This is a genomic window from Chlamydiota bacterium, assembly GCA_016178055.1.
Classification (GTDB): Bacteria; Auribacterota; JACPWU01; order JACPWU01; family JACPWU01; genus JACOUC01.
Genome location: JACOUC010000073.1, coordinates 14,139 through 29,829 on the forward strand (window position 1 = coordinate 14,139; position 15,691 = coordinate 29,829).

At 42.9% G+C, this 15,691-nt stretch carries 14 protein-coding genes; 5 read left to right on the plus strand and 9 right to left on the minus strand.

Going from position 1 to position 15,691, the window contains the following annotated elements:
- The 4 genes from HYS07_10735 to dnaJ form a co-directional block, all read right to left on the minus strand.
- Positions 1-1,737 (minus strand): DNA primase, encoded by a 1,737-nt coding sequence (locus HYS07_10735; protein ID MBI1871646.1) that lies wholly within the window; start codon positions 1,735-1,737, stop codon positions 1-3.
- A 56-nt stretch (positions 1,738-1,793) separates the two neighbouring features.
- Entirely contained in the window at positions 1,794-2,354 is a 561-nt protein-coding gene (locus HYS07_10740) for a CvpA family protein (protein ID MBI1871647.1), read from the minus strand.
- Between the two features lie 71 nt (positions 2,355-2,425).
- Positions 2,426-3,160, minus strand: a complete 735-nt coding sequence (locus HYS07_10745) for a 16S rRNA (uracil(1498)-N(3))-methyltransferase (protein ID MBI1871648.1) — start codon at positions 3,158-3,160, stop codon at positions 2,426-2,428.
- Positions 3,160-4,305, minus strand: coding sequence for a molecular chaperone DnaJ (dnaJ, locus tag HYS07_10750; protein ID MBI1871649.1), 1,146 nt, complete (start codon positions 4,303-4,305; stop codon positions 3,160-3,162). The genes HYS07_10745 and dnaJ overlap by 1 nt, the downstream gene beginning before the upstream one ends.
- A 181-nt stretch (positions 4,306-4,486) precedes the next feature.
- On the opposite strand from dnaJ, the gene HYS07_10755 reads away from it, so the two are divergent.
- The 5 genes from HYS07_10755 to HYS07_10775 are packed head-to-tail and all read left to right on the plus strand — an operon-like array spanning position 4,487 to position 10,056.
- The gene (locus HYS07_10755; GenBank protein MBI1871650.1) at positions 4,487-5,062 is read left to right on the plus strand and encodes a type II secretion system protein GspG; all 576 of its coding nucleotides are present in this window, start codon (positions 4,487-4,489) and stop codon (positions 5,060-5,062) included.
- On the plus strand, positions 5,043-5,666 hold the full coding sequence (locus tag HYS07_10760; GenBank protein MBI1871651.1) for a GspH/FimT family pseudopilin: 624 nt from the start codon (positions 5,043-5,045) through the stop codon (positions 5,664-5,666). The genes HYS07_10755 and HYS07_10760 overlap by 20 nt, the downstream gene beginning before the upstream one ends.
- Positions 5,645-6,109: a prepilin-type N-terminal cleavage/methylation domain-containing protein gene (locus tag HYS07_10765; protein ID MBI1871652.1), complete on the plus strand. Its 465-nt coding sequence runs from the start codon at positions 5,645-5,647 to the stop codon at positions 6,107-6,109. The genes HYS07_10760 and HYS07_10765 overlap by 22 nt, the downstream gene beginning before the upstream one ends.
- Positions 6,090-6,932 (plus strand): type II secretion system protein, encoded by an 843-nt coding sequence (locus HYS07_10770; protein MBI1871653.1) that lies wholly within the window; start codon positions 6,090-6,092, stop codon positions 6,930-6,932. Before HYS07_10765 ends, HYS07_10770 begins: the two co-directional genes overlap by 20 nt.
- Positions 6,925-10,056 carry a helix-hairpin-helix domain-containing protein gene (locus HYS07_10775; protein ID MBI1871654.1) on the plus strand — a complete coding sequence of 1,044 codons (3,132 nt, stop codon included), beginning with the start codon at positions 6,925-6,927 and terminating at the stop codon, positions 10,054-10,056. The genes HYS07_10770 and HYS07_10775 overlap by 8 nt, the downstream gene beginning before the upstream one ends.
- Before the next feature lie 139 nt (positions 10,057-10,195).
- On the opposite strand, the gene HYS07_10780 is transcribed toward HYS07_10775, so the two are convergent.
- The 5 genes from HYS07_10780 to HYS07_10800 all read right to left on the minus strand — a co-directional run bounded on the left by HYS07_10780 (position 10,196) and on the right by HYS07_10800 (position 15,684).
- The gene (locus tag HYS07_10780; GenBank protein ID MBI1871655.1) at positions 10,196-11,164 is read right to left on the minus strand and encodes a transposase; all 969 of its coding nucleotides are present in this window, start codon (positions 11,162-11,164) and stop codon (positions 10,196-10,198) included.
- A gap of 100 nt (positions 11,165-11,264) precedes the next feature.
- A complete protein-coding gene (locus tag HYS07_10785) occupies positions 11,265-12,437 on the minus strand; it encodes a response regulator (protein ID MBI1871656.1) in 1,173 nt (390 codons plus the stop codon).
- Positions 12,438-12,960: 523 nt separating this feature from the next.
- Positions 12,961-13,140 carry a hypothetical protein gene (locus HYS07_10790; GenBank protein MBI1871657.1) on the minus strand — a complete coding sequence of 60 codons (180 nt, stop codon included), beginning with the start codon at positions 13,138-13,140 and terminating at the stop codon, positions 12,961-12,963.
- A complete protein-coding gene (locus HYS07_10795) occupies positions 13,127-13,504 on the minus strand; it encodes a hypothetical protein (protein MBI1871658.1) in 378 nt (125 codons plus the stop codon). The genes HYS07_10790 and HYS07_10795 overlap by 14 nt, the downstream gene beginning before the upstream one ends.
- 209 nt (positions 13,505-13,713) lie before the next feature.
- Positions 13,714-15,684, minus strand: coding sequence for a response regulator (locus HYS07_10800; protein ID MBI1871659.1), 1,971 nt, complete (start codon positions 15,682-15,684; stop codon positions 13,714-13,716).
- Positions 15,685-15,691: the final 7 nt, after the last annotated feature.

The window sequence follows — 15,691 nt, forward strand, 5'->3', positions numbered from 1 at the left end:
TCACTTTTTATTTAGAAAAGCAATTTCTTTCTGTATATCTTGTAATTTCAATAATATAACGCTTATTTCGCCTTTATTTTTCCCAGACTTTTCAAATTCACTCAATTCTTTAGTTAATTCCTGATATTTCCTTTTGTAGCTATTTATCCTTAGCTTAGTTACCAATTCTTTTAATGTTTTTTCAGGATCCGAAAAAGGATGGCCTTGAAAAAGAATTTTGGCTAAAACTTTCTGAACGTGATGCTCAAAATGGGAAGGAATGAATTCTTTATTCTCTAACATCCTTTGGAAAAATAACTTATGACTTTCACTCTCAAAATGATTGGCAAGTAGTTTCCCTTCTATAGAAGGTAATAACTCCTTCTTGGCAAAGAGAATACGGAGAATATCATCTTCAAGAGGAAATGAAACTTCTTTCTCGACTTCTAAGACTTCCCTTGACCCCTTATCTGAAGTTTTATTTTTCTTAGCCTCTTCTCTCAAAGCCAATTCTGAAATCTCTAGCTTTTCACTAATCACTTTTAAATAATGATCTTTAAGAATAGGACTTTTTAGGCGGGATACTGTTTTTAAAATTTCCTTAGAAATTCCCATTTTTGAAGTCTCATTTTTAAGGGGATAACGAGAAAGCAAAATATCAAGTTTAAAATCAATCATCGAAGGGGCCTGATGAATCAATTGATCGAAAGATTCCTTTCCCTTGGTTCTAATCCAGCTATCCGGATCATGTTTTTCAGGGATCATCGCAATTTTAACGATCATATCTTGATCTAGGAAAATTTCTAAAGCCCGCATCGAAGCCTCCACCCCAGCTAAATCTCCGTCATAGGCAACCACCATCGATTGGGCATATCGCTTAAGAAGCCTAACATGATTTTCATTGAATGCGGTTCCCATTGAAGCTGCAACATTCTCAAAACCAGCTGAAAATACGCTGATCATATCAAGATAGCCCTCAACGAGAATGGCTTGAGATTTTTGAAGCATGGCCTTTTTTGCAAGATGAAGACCATAAAGCAACTGACTTTTATTGAATAAAACGGTATCCGGCGAATTTAAATATTTTGGAAGACGGTCCCCTAAGGCTCGGCCCCCAAAACCTACAATGCGACCTTGAGCATCAAAAATGGGAAAAATAATCCGCCCACTAAATCTCAAATGCTGATTCCCATCTCTCTCGGTCAATAAGCCTAACTTTTCCAAAGTCCCATTCTCCAGATTAAGCTTATAGAGCTCTTTTAAAACCTCAGGTCCATTGAGCGGACAATAACCCAATCGAAAAGTCTCTATCATTTTCGAATTGACCCCACGTTTCTCAAGATAACTTCTCGCCTCCTTCGCCTCAACGGCCTTCAAAAGCATTTTTTCAAAAAAATGAGATATTTTCTCCATCAGTTCAAAAAGATTTTTTTTATAAATCTCTTGAGATCCATCGGCCGTTTTAGAAATAACGACACCCGCTTTTTCCGCTAGAATCTCCACCGCCTCTGGAAAAGAAATATTTTCATATTGACTTAAAAATCCAAAAACATTCCCTCCTGCCCCACAACCAAAACAATGAAAAATTCCCTTTTCGGGATTCACCATAAAGGATGGGGTTTTTTCGGGATGAAAAGGGCATAAGGCCTTATAATTTCGCCCTGCAGCCTTTAGAGGAACAACTTGAGAAATGAGCGCCACAATATCTGTTTTAAATTGAATTTCAGAAAGTGTACTTTCAGGAATAAGCTGAGGCATGGGTATATTTAGTAGTGAGTTATGAGTAATGGGTTAGTGAAAACGATAGATAAAGATTAACTTCCATTCTTAACATCTTGACTCTCTTCAGTCAACTCTTCAGCTTTCTTTTCCATTTGAACCAGTTCTGAAGCTGTCATTTTGGTTTGTAACCAACCGTAAACCTCATTCAACTGGTTGGTTAAATAAGATCCGAGAATGGAATCCTGCGTTTGAGCCTGTAAAACGGGAGAAGGCCATTTTATCAAGGCAGTGAGGAGCAGGGCTGAAAAAATTAAAGCCCTCCCTCCTCCTAAAATGGACCCACCCACTTTATCAATATTGGATCGAAAAAAGAGATGAGAAAGCTTCTGAATCATTTTTCCTAAAAGAAAAGAGAGAAGAATTCCTAAAACAATCATACACCCGATCACAACCCGATCCGAAAGATTGATCCCGAGCGACAGATGATTCGATATTAGTTTTCCAACCGATGAATTTAAGAAAAGGGCAGCAACGATAGAAGCTAAAACTCCCGCCGTTAAAAACAATTCCCCCAAAATTCCCCGTCGAACCCCAACATAAAATCCCCGAGCCGCCAAAGCCATAAAGGCAATATCTAACCAGTTAAATTTCACCCCTCGAGCCCTCCCTCCTAAAGATTATATAACAGTCATTCTCTGTAATCCACAAACTATAAAATATAGCTTTAGACTTTTAGCTTTTTCCTCAACTCATGGTCTAAAATAGCAAGACTGGTAATCGCGGCGGTTTCTGAGCGGAGCGTCATGGGGCCTAAATCAATGGGAATCCAACCCAGGGCTATTGCTTTCTCGACTTCGGAGGGAGAAAAGTCGCCTTCGGGGCCAATCGCAATGACAACATTCTTAAATTTATTTCCTTGATCTACGACACCATCCATCGTTTGACGATCTGTTCTTCCTAAAGTCGGAATCAAAGCGAGGTCAAATTCTTTGGTCTTCAAAATAAATTCATCCCATGTTTGAACGGAATGAACTTGGGGGATATTCACTCTTCGGCATTGTTGACAAGCAGCAATCGCAATTTTTTGCCATCGATCGATTCGAATCGTTTTCTTTACAACCCGCTCTGTAAAAAGGGGAAAAATCTCGTCCACTCCGATTTCTGAAGCCTTCTCAACGATCCAGTCCATCTTCTGAGATTTTGGAATGGCTTGCGCCAAAATCATTTTATAAGGTTTTTCAAAAATTTGACGCTCTTTAAGAACTTGAAGGATTAAATCTTTTTTAGAAATTTCTTTCACCTGTGCTAAAAACTCACGAGCTTGAGGGGTAAAAAGAATAAGTTGATTGAGGGGTTTAACTCGAACAACATGAAGAAGATGATGGGCTTCCTCTCCTTCAAGAATCAGCTCTTGAGATACTTCTATTTCTTTTTTAATGTAAATCCGATGAGAAGTCATTACAGTTTGAAGATCTTTTTCACCTTATCAATGAAAGACTGATACATCGGAAGACCATTTTCAGACTGAATTTCTGAAAATCTTTTGAGCAAGTTTTTTTGCTCCTCATTGAGCCTCACAGGAATTTCGACAATAATCCGAACCCGTTCGTCCCCCTTGCCATGGCCGTTCAAGTCATGCATTCCTTTTCCCTTTAAACGAAAAACCTTGCCGTTTTGCGTCCCACTCGGAATTTTGAGCATGGCTGGCCCTTCTAAAGTCGGAACTTCGACTTCTCCGCCTAAGGTCGCCGTATAAAATGGAACCGGAACTTCACAGAGAATATCATTCCCTTCCCTCGAAAAGAATTCGTCTTCCTCAACATGAATTAAAATATAAAGAGAACCTTCTTCTCCATTTCCAGTACCTGCATTCCCCTCTCCAGACATTTTTAATCGAGATCCTGTTTCAACCCCTGGAGGAATTCTAACTGAAATCTTTTTATGAGCCCGAACGCGGCCCTCTCCATGACAGTGCTTACAGGGATGACGGACAAATTCTCCCCGGCCATGGCATTGGGGACAGGTCTGACTCACCGTAAAAAATCCCTGGCTTCGATGAACTTTTCCGCTTCCGCCACATTGAGAGCAGCGTTCACTGTGGGATCCATGCTCGACTCCCTGCCCTTTGCATTCCTGACATTTTTCCAAACGCTGAAAACTAATTTCTTTTTTACAGCCAAAAGCTGCATCCTTCAAACTAATTGAGAGTTCATATTGAAGGCTCTCTCCATCAGAGCCAAAACCCTCCGACTGCCTTCTACGTCCAGAACTAAAAAAATCGTCAAACATCCCCCCGCCAAATTCCCCCATAAATGTTCGCAGGGCCTCTTCCAAATCAATGCCAAATCCTCCAGACCCAGGCCCTGAGGAGCGTCCTCCTCCAACCCCCGCATGTCCAAAACGGTCATATTGGGCCCTTTTAGATTCGTCGCTTAAAATTTCATAGGCCTCTGAAACTTCCTTAAATTTTTCTTCGGAAGCCTTATCACCGGGATTGCGATCCGGGTGATATTTCATCGCCATTTGCCGATAGGCTTTCTTAAGCTCTTCAAGCGAAGCGTCTCTTTTTACACCTAAAAGTTCGTAATAATCCTGTTTTGCCATGAAACTCCTTTAAAGATCAATTTAACTTACAGTTTAAAGAATCGATTAAATATGAAACCGTCCAAAAAATCAACAAAGTCTTTTTCCATACCCTCCTGCAATCCCCCCCAGGAATCCCCCCGGAATCACATTGATCGGACCCTCGATAAATGTTAGGATCAAATGGGAGTTGTCTTAATATATGAAATATAATATGCGATTAAAGCGATCAAAATCTCTAAGATTTTTAACAGGTTTTACGATTATAGAAATGCTGGTCGTGATTTCTGTCATTGCTATTCTTGCCAGCATTCTCTTACCCGCCCTGAGCTCAGCCCAGAAAAAAGCAAAAATTACCAAAACGCAAACAATGATCGATACTATCACCGTTGCCCTCAAACAATACCGAACCGATTTTGGAGATTTTCCTCCCACCACTATTCCGGGAGTAACAGGGCCGGTATCCGCTGAATGCTTATATTATTATACGGCCGCAACCTTTGTCGCGGGCTCTTCCAACAGTAACATCATTTCAACAGGACCTTACATGGAATATCGAGCCAAAGATTTAGGCACTACAGGAGACACCGCCAATGTGGACGGCAGTAATTCAGCGGTTGAAGCCCTTTATCGCGTAATAGATCCCTGGGGAAATAATCTTCAATACATTCAACCTGGAACCCACAACACCAGTTCGTTTGATATTTACTCCTATGGTCCTGACGGACAGACGGGAATTGGCGAGGACAAGACAAAAGATGACATTACCAATTGGTGAATATAATAAAAAAGGCTTCACCCTCATTGAGCTTCTCATCGTGATTTTGATCATTGGACTGATCGTTCTTCTGGGCCTACCTACATTCACAAAATTCGGGAGCAATATTCGATTAAAGAGTGCTGCTCAACAAGTGGCAAGTCTCTTGCGAATGGCTAGAGGCATTGCAACCACACAAAATATTTCTACCACCGTCACCATTTATACGAGTAATACCAATATTACCCAAGCTGCAAATAAAATCTATATTACAACAGCCAGCGGCTCCCAGCTAGAAAAAGTCTGGGTTGCATCTCCTTTGGTTCAAATTCCCGATGTTTCAGGAAATTCTCAAAATTCTGGAAGTACTCAAGCCAGTTCTCAAACCATTACTTTTTCACCTTACGGAACAACATCTAACTCCTCCATTCACATCATTCAAAAAGGGACTTTGATTGAGGGAAACCCTTATAATCCTGGCAGCACCTCCTATTCTAGCACCACAAACCCTATCGCAAGATCCGAACGCGTCAAATGTTATTCGGTGACCATACTGAATACGACTGGCAGGGCAGCAATCTATTATTACGGAAGAGGACAGCCATGGTCAAATACGAATTTATAAAAGAAACTGCTAGGAGCTGGAGGCTAGAAGCTAAAAGTCAAAACGCCTTTACCCTCTTCGAGATCGTCGTTGCCTTGGGCGTTCTTGCAATCGGGGTTTTAGGAGTTCTAGCCCTTTTCCCTGTGGGGCTTGATACTCAGAAAAGGGCGCTAGATTATTCCAATATTGCAATTCTGGCCGAGTGGAAAATGGCAGATATTTACTATCGCAGCCACCTTACAGGAAGCAATAATAGTTTGACGGCTTACACAAGTTATCCAACAGGGCAATCGACTCCTACTCCATTTGCCCAGAATCCAAAATATTCCTGGCGCTACAATGTCTCAAAACCTTTTTCAGACTTGGCCAATTTCTACCGAGTCGATTTATACATTTACTCTATCAATGATCTCAATAATCCCGCACAATCAACGGAAAATTACTATGAACTTCCGACCAATTAAAAAATGTAAATCTTTAAAATCAAGAGGTTTTACGTTGATTGAACTCTTGAGCGCCCTGGCTGTCTTCACCATCATGGCCCTGGCCCTTTATATCGTTTTCGACCGAGCCAATGCCGTATGGCGTCATGGAGAATATAAGGTCGACCAATATCAAGCTACTCGAACAGCCTTAGACATGATGTCCAGAGAGCTCTCCTCTGCCATTATTGCAACGGGTGGGTCAGGGTCCATTTACCGTCCCTATCTCTGGAGTGTGGATGGAACATCAGGGTCCTTTACAAACCCAAATGATAATTTTGATCAGGACCAAATTTATTTTATTTTATCGAGAAATAATGCCCTTTACGAAGTGGGTTATTACATCGATGACCAAGGCACCTCTTCTCCATCTGATGATCTTTTACGAAGGGCGTATTCAAGTGAAACCACCACTGATTTTGATATTTCTTCCACCTGGACTTCAGGAAACTCCGCTTGCGGAAGTTTCGGCTCCTGCGATGATTTTGCCATTAAAGTGACGGACTTAAATTTCAAATTTATCTATAAGGTGAGCGACAACCAATACTCTGAAGTCGAAACCCTCGAAACAAACCGAGGCTGGGACACCCGCATGGCTTATGAAACGGGCCTTCCTCCCCTGCCTACCAGTTCAACCACCGATGATGGCCTGTTTCCAGATTTCATTGAAATTACACTGCGTGTCGTTGATCAAGCCATGATTGAAAAATATAATGGATCAAACCCGCCTGCCCCTCCCAAAGCGGATAGAAAAGAATTTAAGATTATGATTCCCATGAATCAGAGGAGTTTCCGAAATGGATAAAAGCGATACTCCAAAAAAATTAACTCCCCCAACCCCTCTTACAATAAGAGGGGTGCTTTTCTCTCCCCTTACGACCGAGTCCGGGTACCCGCCGCAGCGGGTGGACGAGGAATCAGAAACTTCCCAATCCGGCGCTGCGCTGATTCTAGCCCTGGGAATTCTCTCTCTCATCACTGTCCTGGCCGTTGCCTTTGCCGTCGTCATGAGATCAGAGGAGAAAGCAGGAAGAAATAGCTTCTATCTCATTCAAGCCCGTCAAATTGCAAATGCGGCAATGCAATATACTATTGCCATTTTGGATAAAGATCTGACGAATGATCAATTAAACACGACCCCAAGCAATTTAGAAATGTACGACTCCTATGATGAAGAATGGTTTACTCTTTTTTCATCATCTATTTCCAGTGACCCTGACCTCGACGGCATTGACCTAGATGGAGATGGAACAATCGAGAAGGAAAAATGGATTTACGTTCATCAAAACTCAAATGGAACGGGGCCGATCATCGGTCGATACGCCATTCGAATTCAAGATGAGGCTGGAAAACTTAATATTAACGCAGCAGGACCTGGCACCCAAAATGGCGTTAAAAGCCAAAACGAGGGGTGGACTCCTTATGAAATTTCCCTCTACAAAGAAGGTGAAATCATTCTTCCTGGAATAGGGGATACCCATGCAGCCGCCATTGTCAATTATCGATACGGGGCCGATCTTGAGCCAGGAGCTAATGCCACTGGAAGTTATCAGGGCGACGACAATAATAACAAGACCGCTCTTGGCAATGATAGGATTGATAATGATGGCGATGAAACATCCGATGAGCTTAATGAAGGCCTACAATCTCCTACTGAATTCGACCCTGAAATCCCCTATGGAGATGATCGGCCTTTTGGCAATCTTGAAGAATTATTAAAAGTGAGCGGCATTGGCTCAAGTACAGTGGATACACTCAAAAATTATGCTACAGTCTGGAGTTATGATACAAACTCGTATTATACTGGATCAACTTGGGCACATAAAATTAATTTGAATCACCTCCTTTCAACCGCTCAACTTTACAGTATTCTTATCGCTCCTGACAGTACAACCACTTCCCAACGAATGGCGGCCAATATCATCGACTTCTTAGATCGCGACGTCTATCCCACTGTCACCACTTCGAGTGCCTCCAGCCCCAGTTCAAGCAATTCTTATATGGGGTTGGAAGGGTTACAATTTAATGAGGTCATGACCAAAAGTTCTAATGTTCTGAAATTATACAACCAAAGCGAGTTAGCATGGCCTGGGGATTGGGTTACGGATTCTGTGAATGGTTACGACCATGGCAATAACGATGGTGGAGAAGGGCAATGGGCATGGTATTGGGATCGGGGAACCTACCAAATCCAAGTCACTCAAACTGGTGCAACAAATATTTCATTTAATGGAATCCCTGCTACTGACACAAATGGGGATAGTTATTACGATGTTTCTGTCCCTGGAGACCCCGACGGCGGGAAACAAGGTAGAATCGATCTTACCATGATTGACCCTGTGGACTCTGACTCTAATGGAGATCCGATTAACGCAACATTTACCTCCATCACGATTAAATCAGGAAAATTCATGGAAATTATTAATCTTAGCCGTCAAAACATTAACTTCGACGTTTCAGAAGGTAGTTCCTGGAAAGTGGTGTTTGGAGACAACTTGACTTCCCCTATTTCTGATGGCCAACCTCTCACTGCAGTAACAAGTTCAAATCAGTTTGCATTGACCACAGCTTGGAATGTTCCAGCGACTCTTACGCTCACAGGACATCTAGAAAATAGCAGTACCTACAATTATCTTCTTGTAGCTGATAGCCTCTATGCCCTTGATATCAAATTTGGAGATGGCAATGGAAGTTGGGGAAATTCTTCTGATCTCACCAAACCTGAACGAGGAACATTGATTGCCAGTAGTGTAGTGAATGAATTGCTTTTAGATGGAGGAACCAACCTCGCTTTGGCGGACGGGTCGGGAAATGTCATTGCTTTTGTCCCAACCTCAGGATCTCAATGGGGTGTTCAAGGTTATGGGGCTTCTACCAACCCAGATTACTCCGTCTATCGTATTTCTCCAGTTCAAGCCACAAAAACTTGGACAGATTCAGCTATAAACGGTCAACCCACTCCGGGGAGTAATAACAGTTCTATGAGCTCTACCGACTTCTATGTCAAAGACCGACCTCTTGCAAGCTTAGGAGAAATTGGAGAAGTTTTTATCGGAACCTCTAATAATAATACTTACGACACAGATTCGACTTCTAATTCGAATTCTAATCAAATTTTCAATCAATTAACACTGGTTGCAAAAAGGCTTGAAGCCGAAGACGGAACAAGCCAACCCTCCTGGAATATTGATAACTCATGCGGTTCTAACATCTGTGGTTCAGATGGAACGACTCAGTATGTTGGCTCAGGTTCAGGTCCGTGGACATGGAGTTGGAGATTCGACATTGGAAACGCTTCCGATCTCACGAAACCTTTCAGATTTAGAAACAGTGACTCGGCCACGGCTTTTGATGTTTTAACCTACAGTCAATTTGGTGTTATGTTTCAATCTCCTTCTGGAACCATTCGTGACCCCAAACCTAATCACAGTGCAACAGTCAACAGTACATCTATTACCAATAATACCGTTAGTATCCAGATTGCTCAAGACGGTTCTACTCCCCCTAAGCTTGATTATGTCGTCCTGACCCCTGAACCCTACACCTGGGGCAAAATTAATATCAACACAGCCTCTAAAAATGTTTTGATGAGTCTTTCAGGGATTGGAAGTTCTACTGCTGATAACATTATCAGCTATCGTATAAATACCAGTCATTTCCACCAAATCCAAGAGATAACAGGAGTATCAGGAATAGGAGAATCCGATTTCCAAGAAATCTCCAACCTCATCACTGTCCGAAGTGATGTTTATCGGATTATTATCCGAGCCGAAAGCATCACTGATACCAATCACAACAACGTCGTTGACTCCGGCGAAAATATTTCAACCGTAAACCTCACCGCCATCGTCGACCGAAACCCCTCCATGCGCTTCCCCGGAACCCGCGACCGCTATAGAATCGAACAGCAGAGATATGAATACAACTAAGATAAGTCACAATGAACTTTTTGATGGGCGAGTAACAAAAAATTTTAGTCTAAGGTAATGCCTAATTTAAGCCATTTCTTCGCCAATGTGTCAATGTCAGCTTTATCTCCTTCATCAATAAAAGGGGTCATAAAAGGGGTCAAGTCTTTTGTTGAATGGTTGCTCTCAACCGCTCCCTAATCCCTCTCACCCTTTTCTCAAATCTCTTATCTTCCTTCAACTTTTCCCTCACCTTCGAACAATGCCATCCGACAACTCCATAACTATTGATGTTAAATCGTTGTGCTATTTCCTTGTGCTTCAAGTCACATTCTTCATGGGAGAGGTAAATCGCTACGTGCCTTGCCTCGTTTTCCTGCCCTCTGATTCCTTTTTCAATCTTTTCTCTTTTTATTCCATATTGTTCTACAATAGCTTGTATTACTTTCTCTACTCTAGGTTTAAGATATTGTGCCTCTTCTCTTGTGTTTTCTTCCTTTGGCTCTCGTCCTTTCTCCCTTATTTTTTCAATGGTTTCGTCTCTTCCAAGGATGGGTGATTGCTTCTTGCTCCGATAAAATGTCTCGGTCTCTTCGTCATTTCCTTCCATGATGTAAGCATTAAATCCATTGGGTCCCTCAAAGTTTTTCAGCAATCTTTCGACCGCTAACCATTGGGGCCTTCTTTGAGCTTTGATGTATCCGATGTGACTGCTCCATCGGTATTCTTTAGGGTTCTTCGCTAGACCTGCTTTGACAGGGTTTAGATGAATATATCTGATTACTTGGCCAAGGTAATTTTCTTCTCCGATTAATATGGCTTTGTATCTCCCACGAAATAGCGGCCCGTCCCTTCGATGTTTACGGTTGAATCGTTGCGTGTATACTCCATCAATGTGTCTCATAACTCTAGAGAGGTTCCCCCCAGGTGTCTGTAGACATAGGTGATAGTGATTCCCCATCAGGGCATACGCGTATATCTTGATTTTCCAAATTCGCTTTGCCTCATCTAACGTTTCTAAAAAACATTCATAATCCTCTTCTTCTAGAAATATGTCTTGTCGAGCCAGTCCTCGATTCATGATATGATAAATCGCATCTTCATACTCGATTCTTAACGGTCTTGTCATATTCCTTATCTTACCTCTTCCTATTCAATCATTCAACAAAAGACTTGACCCCTTTATTTCCTTTATTATTATGTAGCAAGGTTGTGCCTTGAACTGTCTTTTATGCAGCTTGAACCGGTTGGGGTTCTAGAGGAAGGGCCACCACAAATTGAGTTCCTTTACCCACTTCACTGGCCACACGAATTTCTCCACCATGCTGGCGCACGATGAGATCACAAACCACCAAGCCCAGACCCGTCCCTTTCTGCTTCGTTGAGAAGAACGGCTGAAAAATCTTTTCTTGAATCTCCTTCGAAATCCCTTCCCCTGTATCCACGACTGCAATCTCTACTCGCCTCTCTCCATGACTCTCCCCAGGATGAGATTCCACCTTGACCTCTCCCCCTTTTCCTGTGGCCTGAATCGCATTTAAAACCAAATTGAGCAGCACTTGTTTAATGCGATTTCCATCACAGCGAATGGAAGGTAAACGATCTTCAAGATTTAAAATAAAACGAATGTCTCTCTCCTTTGCAGCACTCTCAAAAATTTTTGACTCAGCTCGAATCAGCTCATTAATCTTCGTCTCCTCAAAAGAAAATTTGGGCGGTTTAGCTAAATTTAAAAGCTCATGGATCAAATCTTGCACCCGCTTCATTTCATTTTCCGTCAATTGATAAAAATCCGTCCAAAACGATTGATCATAGATATCAGGATTACGAAGAGAAAGTTCCTTAAACTTGCTTGGAAGGAGCCCTAAAAATGTACTGATTGAAACGAGCGGATTATTAATCTCATGGGCAATTCCGGCCGCCAGCATCCCTAATGAAGCCAGCCGATTGGCCTCTGCCGCCTTCTTTACCGTGCCAATCTTCTCTTCAATCAAACGCTCACGATCTTTCGCCAAATAATAATTCTCAATCGCCCGCATCATGGAAAGACGGACATCCTCATGATCCCAAGGCTTCGAAATATATTTATAAATCTGCCCTGAATTAATCGCCTCGATCACAACCTGAATATCTGAATAAGCGGTAATTAAAATTCGAATGATTTCGGGATACAATCGATTCACTTCCTTAAAAAAATCGACCCCTGTCATTTCAGGCATTCGCTGATCCACAACCACCACAGCAACTTCTGGATGGATTTTTAAAATTTCCAGAGCTTCTTTCCCACTCGGTGCGGTCAAAATTTGGAAATACTCCTCAAATTCCATCCGAAAGGCTTCTAAATTATCCTTCTCATCATCCACAACAAGAATAGGAAAAAGCTTATAGTCCAGGGATAGCATTGTCCATTACCTCCTGTTTTGTTTATACTTCAAAAAAACCTACTTGGCAACCTAAAACACCTCTCGTCCACCATAAAAAATACATCTTCTCCACGTTCCCTAACAAGACCCTATAGCAAATTTAAAAATTCATCAACTGTCATATCAGAATGTCGTATCAATACCCTAAGCGTTCCAATCGAAAGCTCACAATGCTTTTTCACGCGTCACGTGAAATATCATTTTTTAAATCTCCATCTCTTGAGTCGGCTTATTCCACCCCACACTTCAAAAACTTCACAAGGTCATTCTAACATCTTTTCCCCAAAAAAAAAACCATTCACATGTCATCTCGCGCTCATTCACATGTCATCTCTCGTCCCCAGCCCTTTGTTAACAAAGGGCTGGGGACGAGAGATCTTATCTTTCTTTTCACGCCACCTGATGACAAGCCGTCTGCCTCACCGGAAGCCTTACCACAAACTCTGTCCCGCGGCCTGCCTCACTCGAAAAAGACGAGTACTCAGATGAAACTTACCAGACATCAAGCTGCCTTTTTCCCAAATCCAACCTCCCTAGACCTGGAAACATCGATCCACTTAGGATCTGATTCTACGTTGTTAAAATACAACACAACCTCATCAAGACTCATCTTAAGGGTCTTTTCCGATACTTTTCTCTTCCATCGTCTCACTTCAGCCAATGCTCTATCAATCTTTTGCATTTACAACCTCCTGGGGAGTAACAATCTCCATATGCTTATAGCCCATCATTTCATTGATGGTATTCACCTTCTTGATTTTCACAATATTTACTAAATGGCCAAAATTCCAACTCACCACCGCATCCATATTACTAATTGTTGCAATCGCCACATGACGTGCATCATCCATAGACTTCGCAGGGAAAATCTTATGCTGAAGATAAACAGACGCCAATCTCTCTGACTCCATGGAACTCTTCAATCTCTCCAAATCCTTGACCTCATGCATCATTTTTGTCAAAAGAGATTCAGGCGCCGCGAGAATTTCACGTAAAACCACGTCAGAAATATACGCTTCATGCCTGAGCGCCTTTATTTCTGACATAAGCAACCGCGTGATACCCCTTTTTTCCAAGTAATGGTCCGCGAATACATAATTAGGCACGGTGGTATCCAAATATAATCTCAGCTTCGAAACAAAAAGAGTGTTCATAACGCGTAAAACATCACAAAAAAAAAGAGCCCCTTCACGGAGATTATAACACGAGTTATAACAAAACTTGACACCTTTCTTTCCCAAAGAGCCATCAGCCCTTACCCCACCGGATGACACACCGGTTGCTTCACCGGAAGCCGCACTACAAACTCTGTCCCCCGTTCCACCTCATTTGAAAACTCGCTAGAAAATTCGATGGACCCATGATGATTCTCTACAATCTTATGACTGATCGAAAGCCCGAGGCCCGTCCCCTTGCCAACATCTTTCGTCGTAAAAAAAGGCTCAAAAATTCTTCCCTGAACTTCCCGAGGAATCCCCTTTCCATTATCTCGAATTCGAATCTGGACCTCGCCTTCTTTTGAAACCGTCCTCACCCAAATCTCTCCTGATTCACCCAGGGCATCCAACGCATTCAGCACCAAATTCATAATAACTTGATTGATCTGTCCCAGCACGCACTCCACCTTGGGAATCTCTCCTAACTCCAAATGAAGCTTTACGCCCACACCCATTCCAGTTTGAGTTTGATAACTGTCCATAGACTTCTTCTCCGTGAAATCGGCTTCTGAGCTGGATTCGCCATCTTTGCCGGAATGGGTGTGGGGATCCCCCGCAACACGATTTTTCAAAAGCGCAAAAACAGAGCGAATCCCCTGATTAAGATCTTCTTCCTTTAACCCTTCCACATCCTTCCTTGCAAAATTCATCAAATCATCAATCACCGATTGGGTCCTTTTCACCCCCGTCGTCACTCGCTCAAGCAAAGGCCAAGACCCCTTCAAAAACTCATCTCCATGGATCAACCCCTCTCGCAACTTCTGAAGAAGACGATCCACTGAAAAAAGACTACTTGAAACAAAGGTCAGAGGATTATTCATCTCATGGGCAATCCCGGCCGCAAGTTGTCCAATCGACGCCATCTTTGCTGACTGAACCAACTGCATCTGGGCCTCTTTCAACTCCTTCAATGTCTTTTCCAAATCCTCATTGCGCTTTTGAATCTCCCCTTCCATCTCTCGACTCTTCAGAAGAGAGCGAATCCGGGCTTGCAACTCCTCAGAACTAAAAGGTTTAGTCAAATAATCATCCGCCCCATATTCAAAACCTTCCACCTTCATCGAAAGATCTGTCTTGGCCGTCAGCAAAATCACAGGGACATGCTGCGTCTTCGGATCCTCCTTCACCTCGCGACAAAGCTGATACCCATCTTTGATCGGCATCATCACATCTGAAATAATCAAATCCGGCTTATAAAGTTTGGCCGCCTCCACCCCCTCCACCCCATTTTTTGCCTTCACCAAGTTGTAAGTATCTTGCAACTGAAACGACAAAAAATTCACCATATCCACATTATCTTCCACCAAAAGAATCGTCCGCTCCCTCACTCCCAACTGCGTAAGAGGCGCCTCGAAAACCCTCGTATCCGTGCGCTCCTCCTCATAAAGCGCCCGCTCATGAAGCGCCTTGGTCCAATCCGTATCGCGCTTCTTCTCTCCCACTTCCACCCGCTCCGTCCGTTGATCCGTCTTGGCGGCGGGAGGAACACTCGTCAAATGAGGCAAAGTAAAAAACACCGTCGTCCCATGCCTCAGCTCACTCTCGACCCAAATACGCCCCCCATGAAGCTCCACAAACTCCTTTACCAACGCCATCCCAATCCCCGTCCCCTCATGCTTACGCGTCGAAGACGTATCCGCCTGAGAAAACCTCTCAAATATCTTCGGCAAATAATCAGACGCAATCCCGATCCCTGTGTCTTCAATGCGAAATTCTAAAAACTGGCTCGAGGCTGGAGACTCGTCGTTTGCTTCTAATCTAGCCTCTAGCTGTTCTTGAAGTCGCACCCCAATCTTCACCTTCCCCCCCGCCTCCGTAAACTTGAGCGAATTAAACACCAAATTCAAAATCACACGCTCCACCTTCTCCCGATCTAAATAAGTCTCTGGTAGTGAGGACGAAAGCTCGCAAGAAATCCCAATATTTTTCTTCTGGGCCATCGGCTCCACCGACGCCGCTAGTCCCCTCACAAACTCACCTATATTCACCCTTCCTACATGCAGCTCCATCTTCCCC

Bases quoted from the DNA above. Each gene is read 5' to 3' on its own strand.
- HYS07_10745 (MBI1871648.1), bottom strand. From the start codon at position 3,160: ATGACTTCTCATCGGATTTACATTAAAAAAGAAATAGAAGTATCTCAA.
- HYS07_10790 (MBI1871657.1), bottom strand. From the start codon at position 13,140: ATGCAAAAGATTGATAGAGCATTGGCTGAAGTGAGACGATGGAAGAGA.
- HYS07_10800 (MBI1871659.1), bottom strand. From the start codon at position 15,684: ATGGAGCTGCATGTAGGAAGGGTGAATATAGGTGAGTTTGTGAGGGGA.
- HYS07_10755 (MBI1871650.1), top strand. From the start codon at position 4,487: ATGAAATATAATATGCGATTAAAGCGATCAAAATCTCTAAGATTTTTA.
- HYS07_10795 (MBI1871658.1), bottom strand. From the start codon at position 13,504: ATGTCAGAAATAAAGGCGCTCAGGCATGAAGCGTATATTTCTGACGTG.
- HYS07_10775 (MBI1871654.1), top strand. From the start codon at position 6,925: ATGGATAAAAGCGATACTCCAAAAAAATTAACTCCCCCAACCCCTCTT.
- HYS07_10765 (MBI1871652.1), top strand. From the start codon at position 5,645: ATGGTCAAATACGAATTTATAAAAGAAACTGCTAGGAGCTGGAGGCTA.
- HYS07_10785 (MBI1871656.1), bottom strand. From the start codon at position 12,437: ATGCTATCCCTGGACTATAAGCTTTTTCCTATTCTTGTTGTGGATGAT.
- HYS07_10780 (MBI1871655.1), bottom strand. From the start codon at position 11,164: ATGACAAGACCGTTAAGAATCGAGTATGAAGATGCGATTTATCATATC.
- HYS07_10760 (MBI1871651.1), top strand. From the start codon at position 5,043: ATGACATTACCAATTGGTGAATATAATAAAAAAGGCTTCACCCTCATT.
- HYS07_10770 (MBI1871653.1), top strand. From the start codon at position 6,090: ATGAACTTCCGACCAATTAAAAAATGTAAATCTTTAAAATCAAGAGGT.
- HYS07_10735 (MBI1871646.1), bottom strand. From the start codon at position 1,737: ATGCCTCAGCTTATTCCTGAAAGTACACTTTCTGAAATTCAATTTAAA.
- dnaJ (MBI1871649.1), bottom strand. From the start codon at position 4,305: ATGGCAAAACAGGATTATTACGAACTTTTAGGTGTAAAAAGAGACGCT.